Origin of the sequence: Bradyrhizobium forestalis, assembly GCF_002795245.1 — a bacterium.
GTDB lineage: Bacteria > Pseudomonadota > Alphaproteobacteria > Rhizobiales > Xanthobacteraceae > Bradyrhizobium > Bradyrhizobium forestalis.
The window spans coordinates 1-8,800 of record NZ_PGVG01000086.1 but is presented as its reverse complement, the minus strand read 5'-3'; the positions used below and the strand labels follow the sequence as shown (position 1 = coordinate 8,800).

Genomic DNA, 8,800 nt, shown 5'->3' with positions numbered 1-8,800 from the left:
GCTCGAGCGCCCCGCGGCAATCGCAGCCCAGAACGGCCTACAACTCTCTCGCAGAATTCCTTGGGACCGCGTCATCGCAACCTCCTTTGTCAAGGTGTTGCAACGACCGATTGAATTCGCCCTGGATCGCCCGATCAAGTCGGGCGATGACAGCGGTGCTTGTGACGAGCAGGGCCCGATCGGCACCGCGACGGTCGCAGCGCAAGCCGATGACGAACGTGCCACCGCCGTAGTTTTTGTCATTCCGGGCTCGCGCCAGGTGGCGCGCCCCGGAATGACGGAGGAGAGAGCCTACTTCAGATGCCGCCGCATCTCCGGCCGCGCCTTCAGCTCGGCGCCCTGCTTGGCGACGATCTTCGCGATCCGTTCCGGCGCGAACTTCAGGTCGACGAAGGCCGGCGCGGTGTTGGCGACCTCATGGTAGCTCGCGATCCTGCCGCCCTTCAGCGTCATGATCGCCACGCCCTCGAACATCGCCCGCGCGCCGTTTGCTTCCGGCAGGGTCGAGCGATAGCTGAAGGTGTAGCGCGCATAGAGCGTGGTACCGTCGGTGACGGGATCGTGCATGTCCCAGCGGAAATCGGTCGCCGTGCGGTAGAACCAGTCGTCGATCATCGCGGCGATCTTCTCGCGGCCGGCGAAGACACCGTAGAACACGTCGTGATAGATACCGTCCTCGGTGAACAGCTCGGCAAAGGCACGGCCGTTGCGCTGCTCGACCGCATCGCAGAAGGCGCGCAGCATCGCGGTGGTGATCATTGGCGTGTCTCCTTCTTCGTCATGCCCCGCGCAGGCGGGGCATCCAGTACGCCGCGGCCCATCGGCTCAATCACGACCGCTGGTGGAATACTGGATCGTCCGCCTTCGCGGACGATGACACCGAGTGCTAAGCAACACTTCACCCGATCTCCGCGACCGCGGCAAGAATGCGCGCGATGTCCTGCGGGCGTGACAAGCGGTGATCGCCGTCCTGGATCATGGTCAGCACGACGTCGTCGGCCGGCAGGCGGTGCGTCAGCGCAAACGCGTGCTGCCACGGCACGTCGGGATCCTGCGCGCCCTGCAGGATGCGGACGGGGCAGCCGAGATCGATGGCACTGCCGAGCATGAGATGATTGCGTCCCTCCTCGATCAGCTTCCGCGTGATCGGATAGGGCGAGCCGTCGCCATATTCCGATGGCCGCAGCCAGAAGCCTTTGATCTCGATCTCCTTCTTCACCGCGGGTGAAAAATTCTTCCACATCAGTTCCTCGGTGAAGTCGGGCGCCGGCGCGATCAGCACGAGGCCTGCCAGCGCCCCCTTGCTGCTGCGCTTCTTGATCTCGCGCGCGAGCAGCAGCGCCATCCAGCCGCCCATGGAGGAGCCGATCAGGATTTGCGGGCCGTCGCAGAACCGCTCGAACACGGCGACGCTGTCCTCGAGCCAGCTTCCGATGGTTCCGTCGGCGAAATCGCCACTGGATTCGCCGTGGCCGGAATAATCGAACCGAACCACCGCGCGGCCGTGATCCCCGGCCCAGGCGTCCAGTGCCACGGCCTTGCCGCCCTGCATGTCCGACTTGAAGCCACCGAGCCAGACGAGGCCGGGACCCTTGCCGGCGCGGTGGCGCACCGCGATCCGGCGCGCGGACGGGCCTTCGCCCAATTCGATGAAGTCGAGCACGGCATCAGAAATTGCATCGGTCATGGAACGTTTACTCTGGCTGTGCGGTTTGAGCTGTCCGGGCTTATTCCGAAAGCACGCCTGATATCGGCATTGTCCCTTTGGGACGCTTGCGGAACAGAAGCAAGGTGTCTATGTCGAGCACCGTGCCGTCGGGCGTGACCAAAATGTCTCGCATTTGAGGGTTTTTCGCGTTTCGCACGAGCGACTTGCTTGCCGGCAAACGCATCTTCCTTCAAAATAGCCGCTTCCTTCACAACTTTGGAGAACCACCCATTCGCCGTCCTAATAAAGCTCCGCCCGCTGCCAGCAAAGACGGGCCGCGCATCAATGATGATATCCGCAATGCGCAGATCCAGCTGATCGACCAGACCGGTGAGAACAAAGGTACGGTCGAGACCGTCGTCGCCATCCGGATGGCTCAGGAAGTCGGCATGGATCTGGTCGAGATTTCGCCGAATACCAGCCCTCCCGTCTGCAAGATCATGGACTACGGGAAGTACAAGTATTCCGCACAGAAGAAAGCTGCGGAAGCCCGTAAGAGGCAGAAGACCGTCGAGATCAAGGAGATCAAGCTCCGCCCGATGATCGACGATCACGATTACGACGTGAAGATGCGCGCGATGCAGCGGTTCTTCGAAGAGGGCGACAAGGTCAAGATCACGCTGCGCTATCGCGGCCGCGAAATGGCGCACCAGGAGATCGGCACCAAGCTTCTCGACAAGATCAAGACCGACGTCGCCGAGCTCGCCAAGGTCGAGCAGGACGCGCGGTTCGAAGGTCGCCAGGTCGTCATGGTGCTGGCGCCGCGCTGACGCGAAGCGCTTGGGAACTGAAAGTTCAACGGCCCGTCCGGATCTCCGGCGGGCCGTTTTGTTTTACGAGGTGCAAGCCGCGGGCGCTGCTGCACCCTCGCCCGCTTGCGGGAGAGGGTGGAGCGAAGCGCCGGGTGAGGGCTCTCTCCTCTGGGGGATTATCCCGTTGCGGAGACACCCTCTCCCCAACCCTCCCCCGCAAGCGGGGGAAGGAACGCACCGCCGTTGTGGCGGCGATTCACCTCAAACTCAGGTCCTTGTCGCCTGCCAGGTGCCGCTGCACTGGTCGCCGGAGATGATGCCTCTCCACGATCCGGCGCCATTCACGCCGGCGAGCCGGCCGCCGCCGCTGGCATGGGAGGCGCCGACCGAAACCTGGACGGCGACGGCACCTGCGCGGTTGACCCGGCCCGAGACCCGGCCACCGCCGGCGGACGAGACGCGGCTGCCTGATACGGTGAAGGGAACGCTGTAGCCCGAGCTGCAACTGCCGCGGGTAGTGGCGAAGGTGACGTTCCAGATGCCGTCATAGCCGCCAGCGCGAGCGTCGGCGGTTGACGGCAGCGCAGCCGTGGCGAGCACGGCGAACAGCGCCAGATGGCGCGGACGGGCGAAACCAGTGAGCGAAGAAAGAAATTGCGGGAAATCGGCCATTTTGGTCCTGCTTCAGGCGACAAGGCTTGGACATGAGGGTGGCAACTTCCAATAGTCGGCGGGCCCGTTTCGGTGGTTCATCGTTGCCAATTGGCTTGTCCTCTGTCATAAGCCCAGCCTTCATCGCCCGGCTGATTTACGGGCTGCCGTGGCGGTGTTTCGTGCGGGTTTCGCGCTTGTTCGCAAAACCTGAGCACAATCAACGCTCTAACGAGCATTTTTGACGGCCAGCCGCCTTCGCGGGCGGACCTCTATGGCCATTAGGAGAGCCAAATGCCCAAGCTGAAGACCAAATCGGGCGCTAAAAAGCGCTTCAAGGTGACTGCCACTGGCAAAGTGATGCACGCCCAGCGCGGCAAGCGTCACGGCATGATCAAGCGGACGAAGAAGCAGATCCGTCAGCTCCGCGGCACCCGCGTGCTGTTCAAGACCGACGGCGACAACGTCAAGAAGTACTTCTTGCCGAACGCCTGATCGCGTCCACGATCACTGCCATCCGTGCCGCGCATCCCGCGGCAATCCGATAACCAAAGTCATCTCTGAAGGATTTCGTCATGTCTCGCGTCAAACGCGGTGTGACCGCCCACGCCAAGCACAAGAAAGTCTACAAGGCCGCCAAGGGTTTCTACGGCCGCCGCAAGAACACCATCCGCGCCGCCAAGCCGGCCGTGGAGAAGGCCCAGCAATACGCCTTCCGCGACCGCAAGCGTAAGAAGCGCACCTTCCGCGCGCTCTGGATCCAGCGCATCAACGCGGCCGTCCGTCCGTTCGGCCTGACCTACAGCCGATTTATCGACGGTATGGCCAAGTCGGGCATCACCGTGGACCGCAAGGTGCTGTCGGACCTCGCGATCAGCGAGCCCGCTGCGTTCCAGGCGATCGCAGAGAAGGCCAAGGCTGCTCTGGCGGCGTAAGCCGCCTTCCATTGTGCTCTGCGCAGCATTCAGCTTGTGATGGCCCGGGCAGAGGCGCCTCTCGCGCTTTCCTGCCCCGACCGTCACCTGTTGCGCAAACACACTTCTCCGACGTGGACGCCCGGCGCAATGCCGGGTGTGACGGGCTAGGATCATCGGCTCAGCATCCTGGCCAAAAGGGATTGCCATGACCGATCTTGCCCAGCTCCAAGCCCAGATCATCGCCGACATCGCCGCCGCCTCCGACGAGGCTGCGCTCGAAGCCGTGCGTGTTGCAGCCCTCGGCAAGAAGGGCTCGATCTCGGCGCTCCTCGCCACGCTCGGCAAGATGTCGCCGGACGAGCGCAAGACGCAGGGCGCCGCGATCAACCAGGCCAAGGACGAAGTCAGCCAGTCGCTTGCGGCGCGACGCGACGTGCTGAAGTCGGCGGCGCTCGATGCGCGGCTCGCCTCCGAGACCATCGACGTCACCCTGCCGCTGCGCGATGCGCCGGCCGAGGCTGGCCGCATCCATCCGCTGAGCCAGGTCTGGGACGAGCTGACCACGATCTTCGCCGACATGGGATTCTCGGTCGCCGAGGGCCCTGATATCGAGACCGATGACTACAACTTCACCAAGCTGAACTTCCCAGAAGGCCATCCCGCGCGCGAGATGCACGACACGTTCTTCTTCCATCCGAAGGAAGACGGCTCGCGCATGCTGCTCAGAACCCACACCTCGCCGGTGCAGGTGCGCACCATGCTGAGCCAGAAGCCGCCGATCCGCGTGATCTGCCCGGGCCGCACCTACCGCATCGATTCGGACGCGACCCACACGCCGCAATTCCACCAGGTCGAAGGCCTCGTCATCGACAAGAGCTCGCATCTCGGCCACCTCAAATGGATCCTGCACGAGTTCTGCAAGGCGTTCTTTGAGGTCGACCACATCAACATGCGCTTCCGCCCCTCGTTCTTCCCGTTCACCGAGCCGTCGCTGGAAGTCGACATCCAGTGCCGACGCGACAAGGGCGAGATCCGCTTCGGCGAGGGCGAGGATTGGCTCGAGATTCTCGGCTGCGGCATGGTGCATCCGAACGTGCTGCGCGCCTGCGGCATCGATCCCGACGAGTACCAGGGCTTTGCCTGGGGCATGGGCATCGACCGCATCGCCATGCTGAAATACGGCATCGCCGACCTACGCCAGCTGTTCGACAGCGACGTCCGCTGGCTGTCCCATTACGGCTTCAAGCCGCTCGAAGTGCCAACGCTTGCCGGAGGGCTGAGCTCGTGAAATTCACCCTCTCCTGGCTGAAGGACCATCTCGAGACCGACGAGCCCTTGGACAAGCTCGCCGACAAGCTCACCATGATCGGGCTCGAGGTCGAGAACATCGAGGACAAGGCGAAGGCGCTGAAGCCCTTCACCATTGCGAAGGTGATCTCGGCCGAGCAGCATCCGAACGCGGATCGGCTGCGCGTCTGCATGGTCGACACCGGTGACGGTGGTGCGCCGGTGCAGGTGGTGTGCGGCGCGCCGAATGCGCGTGCCGGGCTCGTCAGCGTGTTCTCAGCCCCCGGCACCTACATTCCCGGCAAGGACATCACGCTCGGCATCGGCACCATCCGCGGCGTCGAGAGCCGCGGCATGCTGTGCTCGGCGGCCGAGCTGCAGATCTCCAACGACCATGACGGCATCATGGAATTGCCGGCGGACGCGCCGATCGGCGCTGCTTACGCCGAATGGGCCGGCCTCGGCGATCCCGTGCTCGAGATCAATCTGACGCCGAACCGGCAGGACTGCACCGGCGTTCATGGCATCGCGCGCGATCTTGCCGCCGCCGACATGGGCAAGTTCAAGGATCCGACCATCAAGCCGATCAAGGGCGAATTCCCCTGCCCCGTGAAGGTCACGGTCGAGGACGCCACGCTCTGCCCGGGCTTCGCGCTCCGTCTCGTGCGCGGCGTCAAGAACGGGCCGTCGCCGGAATGGCTGCAGAAGCGGCTGACCGCGATCGGGCTGCGCCCGATCAACGCGCTGGTCGACATCACCAACTTCATGACCTTCGACCGCGCGCGGCCGCTGCATGTGTTCGACGCGAAGAAGGTGAAGGGCAATCTCGTCGTGCGGCGTGCCCGCGACGGCGAGAGCCTGCTCGCGCTCGACGGCCGCACCTACAATCTCGATCCCGCCATTTGCGTGATCGCGGACGAGCACGGCGTCGAATCGCTCGCCGGCATCATGGGCGGCGAGGCCTCAGGCTGCGACGAGACCACCACCGACGTGCTAATCGAATCGGCGCTGTGGAACGAGATCAACATCGCCCAGACCGGCCGCAAGCTCGGCATCAATTCGGACGCGCGCTACCGCTTCGAGCGCGGCGTCGATCCGGCCTTCATGGTGCCTGGCCTCGAACTCGCGACCAAGCTGGTGATGGAGATGTGCGGCGGCGCGCCGTCCGAGACCGTCGTGGTGGGCAAATCCTTTGGCGACGACCGCGTGATCGAGTTCCCAATCACCGAGGTCAAGCGTCTGTCCGGCATCGAGGTGCCGCAAGCAGAGATGAAGCGCATCCTGACGCATCTCGGCTTCATGATGGCGGGCCCGGGCCCGGTGGTGAAGGTCGCGGTGCCGTCCTGGCGAACCGACGTGCACGGCAAGGCCGATATCGTCGAGGAGATCGTCCGCATCTTCGGCGTCGACAAGGTGCCGGAGACGCCGTTCGAGCGCGGCGAGGACGCGCGCAAACCGGTGCTGACGCCGCTGCAGCTGCGCACCCGCCGCGCTCGGCGCGCGCTGGCGAGCCGCGGCATGGTCGAAGCCGTCACATGGTCGTTCATCGCCAAGCCCGCAGCCGAACTGTTCGGCGGCGGCCAGCGCGTGCTCGAAGTGGCCAACCCGATCGCGTCAGACTTGTCCGACATGCGCCCGACCCTGCTGGCGGGCCTGATCGCGGCGGCGCAGGCCAATGCCGATCGCGGCTTTGGCGATGTGGCGCTGTTCGAGGTCGGCCAGGTGTTCAGGGGCGACCGTCCGCAGGATCAGTTCATGGCGGCGAGCGGCGTGCGCCGCGGCCTTGCCTCGTCCGAGGGTCTCGGCCGGCATTGGTCCTGCTCGGCCCAGGCCGACGTGTTCGACGCCAAGGCCGACGCGCTGGCGGTGCTGGCTGCGGCCGGTGCGCCGATGCAGGCGCTGCAGATCGTCGCCGGTGGGCCCGGCTGGTTGCATCCGGGCCGCTCCGGCACGATCCAGATCGGGCCGCAGAATGTGCTCGGCACTTTCGGCGAGATGCATCCGCGCGCGCTGGAGGCGCTCGGCGTCGACGGCCCGTTGATGGTGTTCGAGGTGATCCTCGACCGCATTCCCGAGGCGAAGAAGAAGCCGACCCGCGCCAAGCCGCTGATCGAGCTCTCCGCCTTCCAGCCTGTGACGCGCGACTTCGCCTTCATCGTCGACCGCACCGTGAAGGCAAGCGACATCGTCCGCGCCGCGCAAGGCGTCGACAAGAAGCTGATCACCGGCGTCGACGTCTTCGATGTCTACGAGGGCAAGGGCATCGATGACGGCAAGAAGTCGATCGCGATCGCGGTGACGATCCAGCCGCGCGAGAAGACGCTGACCGATCAGGAGATCGAGGCCGTCGGCGCCAAGATCGTGGCCGAAGTCACGAAAAAGACCGGTGGCGTCTTGAGAGCATGATGCCGAAAAGTGTGAGGCGGTTTTCGGACAGCATCATGCTCCAGAATCACAAAGCATGAGCCTTGCAGACCTTCTCCCGACGGATGTCAGCCTCACCATTGCGATGGCGCTCTGCGCCGTCGCTTTCGTTTCGGGCACCGCCCGCGGCTTCTCCGGCTTCGGCTCGGCGCTGATCTTCATGCCGCTGGCGAGCAGCGTCGCGGCGCCCCGCCTCGTTGCCGCGCTGCTGCTCGTGATCGATTTCGTCGCGGCTGCGCCGCTGCTGCCGGAGGCGTGGCGAAAGGCGGATCGCAGGGCCACCGCGGTGATCGTGCTGGGCGCGCTGATCGGCGTGCCCGTCGGCACCTATTTCCTCAGCGTGCTCGAGCCCGTCACCACGCGCTGGATCATCTCCTGCTTCGTCGCTGCGCTGCTGCTTCTGCTGCTGTCGGGCTGGCGCTATCGCGGCAAGGACCACGCCTGGCTGTCGGTCGGTATCGGCGGCCTCTCCGGCTTCTGTAGCGGCCTCGCGCAGACCGGCGGCCCGCCGATCGTCGGCTTCTGGCTTGGCCGCCCGATCGCACCGATCGTCGCGCGCGCCAACATCGTGCTGTTCTTCGGCGCCTCGGATTTCTTCTCGATGGTCAGCTATGCGACGACCGGCCTGATCAGCCGAGATTCGCTGGTGCTCTCGCTGATCGTGGGCCCGGTCTATGCGATCGGCGTCGCCTTCGGCGCCTCCCTGTTCGGCCGCGCCAGCGAGAAGGTGTTTCGCGGGATCTGCTATGCACTGATTGCGATGGCGGTGATTTTCGGGCTGCCGGCGTTGGACGGGGTGTTGCGGTAGCTCTCTCCGCGAGTCGTCCCTGCGAACGCAGGGACCCATACCGCGTGATCTATCGATCAAGCAAAGGTGGCAGTACCGGCTGCAGTCTCTTGACTGCTGGTCTTCGCCAAACCACGCCCTGGAGCTATGGGTCCCGGATTGCATGTTGTTGGCGTCTTCCTGATGGAAGATCTGACGCCGGCGGGACCTCGCGGTCCCGGAAGATCTTGACGATCGTGCAGATCTGGAGGCCCGCCGGCGCTTCTGGGTCCGG

Annotated in this window: 9 protein-coding genes; 6 read left to right on the top strand and 3 right to left on the bottom strand. The window is 64.7% G+C overall.

The features are described from left to right. Positions 1-291 precede the first annotated feature (291 nt). On the bottom strand, positions 292-759 hold the full coding sequence (locus tag CVM73_RS38360) for a nuclear transport factor 2 family protein (protein WP_100236892.1): 468 nt from the start codon (positions 757-759) through the stop codon (positions 292-294). Positions 760-898: 139 nt separating this feature from the next. Beyond that, positions 899-1,687 carry an alpha/beta hydrolase gene (locus CVM73_RS38355; RefSeq protein ID WP_100236891.1) on the bottom strand — a complete coding sequence of 263 codons (789 nt, stop codon included), beginning with the start codon at positions 1,685-1,687 and terminating at the stop codon, positions 899-901. Between the two features lie 251 nt (positions 1,688-1,938). Between CVM73_RS38355 and infC the strand changes: the two genes are divergently transcribed. Next, positions 1,939-2,478 (top strand): translation initiation factor IF-3, encoded by a 540-nt coding sequence (infC, locus tag CVM73_RS38350; RefSeq protein WP_027574769.1) that lies wholly within the window; start codon positions 1,939-1,941, stop codon positions 2,476-2,478. A 249-nt stretch (positions 2,479-2,727) separates the two neighbouring features. Here the strand turns inward: infC and CVM73_RS38345 are convergent, their stop codons facing one another. Beyond that, the gene (locus CVM73_RS38345) at positions 2,728-3,132 is read right to left on the bottom strand and encodes a hypothetical protein (protein WP_100236890.1); all 405 of its coding nucleotides are present in this window, start codon (positions 3,130-3,132) and stop codon (positions 2,728-2,730) included. A gap of 273 nt (positions 3,133-3,405) precedes the next feature. Here CVM73_RS38345 and rpmI point away from each other — a divergent pair, with 273 nt between their 5' ends. The 5 genes from rpmI to CVM73_RS38320 all read left to right on the top strand — a co-directional run bounded on the left by rpmI (position 3,406) and on the right by CVM73_RS38320 (position 8,547). Further along, the gene (rpmI, locus tag CVM73_RS38340) at positions 3,406-3,606 is read left to right on the top strand and encodes a 50S ribosomal protein L35 (protein WP_008539890.1); all 201 of its coding nucleotides are present in this window, start codon (positions 3,406-3,408) and stop codon (positions 3,604-3,606) included. A gap of 80 nt (positions 3,607-3,686) precedes the next feature. Then, a complete protein-coding gene (gene rplT / locus CVM73_RS38335) occupies positions 3,687-4,046 on the top strand; it encodes a 50S ribosomal protein L20 (protein ID WP_027561620.1) in 360 nt (119 codons plus the stop codon). A gap of 187 nt (positions 4,047-4,233) precedes the next feature. After that, positions 4,234-5,316 (top strand): phenylalanine--tRNA ligase subunit alpha, encoded by a 1,083-nt coding sequence (gene pheS, locus CVM73_RS38330; protein ID WP_100236889.1) that lies wholly within the window; start codon positions 4,234-4,236, stop codon positions 5,314-5,316. Beyond that, entirely contained in the window at positions 5,313-7,721 is a 2,409-nt protein-coding gene (gene pheT, locus CVM73_RS38325) for a phenylalanine--tRNA ligase subunit beta (RefSeq protein ID WP_100236888.1), read from the top strand. Before pheS ends, pheT begins: the two co-directional genes overlap by 4 nt. A 55-nt stretch (positions 7,722-7,776) precedes the next feature. Next, the gene (locus CVM73_RS38320; RefSeq protein ID WP_100236887.1) at positions 7,777-8,547 is read left to right on the top strand and encodes a sulfite exporter TauE/SafE family protein; all 771 of its coding nucleotides are present in this window, start codon (positions 7,777-7,779) and stop codon (positions 8,545-8,547) included. Positions 8,548-8,800 lie beyond the last annotated feature (253 nt).

What these genes read in the sequence shown, in the direction of transcription:
- CVM73_RS38360 (WP_100236892.1), bottom strand. Translation starts at nt 759, where the DNA reads ATGATCACCACCGCGATGCTGCGCGCCTTCTGCGATGCGGTCGAGCAG.
- CVM73_RS38345 (WP_100236890.1), bottom strand. Translation starts at nt 3,132, where the DNA reads ATGGCCGATTTCCCGCAATTTCTTTCTTCGCTCACTGGTTTCGCCCGT.
- pheS (WP_100236889.1), top strand. Translation starts at nt 4,234, where the DNA reads ATGACCGATCTTGCCCAGCTCCAAGCCCAGATCATCGCCGACATCGCC.
- CVM73_RS38355 (WP_100236891.1), bottom strand. Translation starts at nt 1,687, where the DNA reads ATGACCGATGCAATTTCTGATGCCGTGCTCGACTTCATCGAATTGGGC.
- rpmI (WP_008539890.1), top strand. Translation starts at nt 3,406, where the DNA reads ATGCCCAAGCTGAAGACCAAATCGGGCGCTAAAAAGCGCTTCAAGGTG.
- rplT (WP_027561620.1), top strand. Translation starts at nt 3,687, where the DNA reads ATGTCTCGCGTCAAACGCGGTGTGACCGCCCACGCCAAGCACAAGAAA.
- CVM73_RS38320 (WP_100236887.1), top strand. Translation starts at nt 7,777, where the DNA reads ATGAGCCTTGCAGACCTTCTCCCGACGGATGTCAGCCTCACCATTGCG.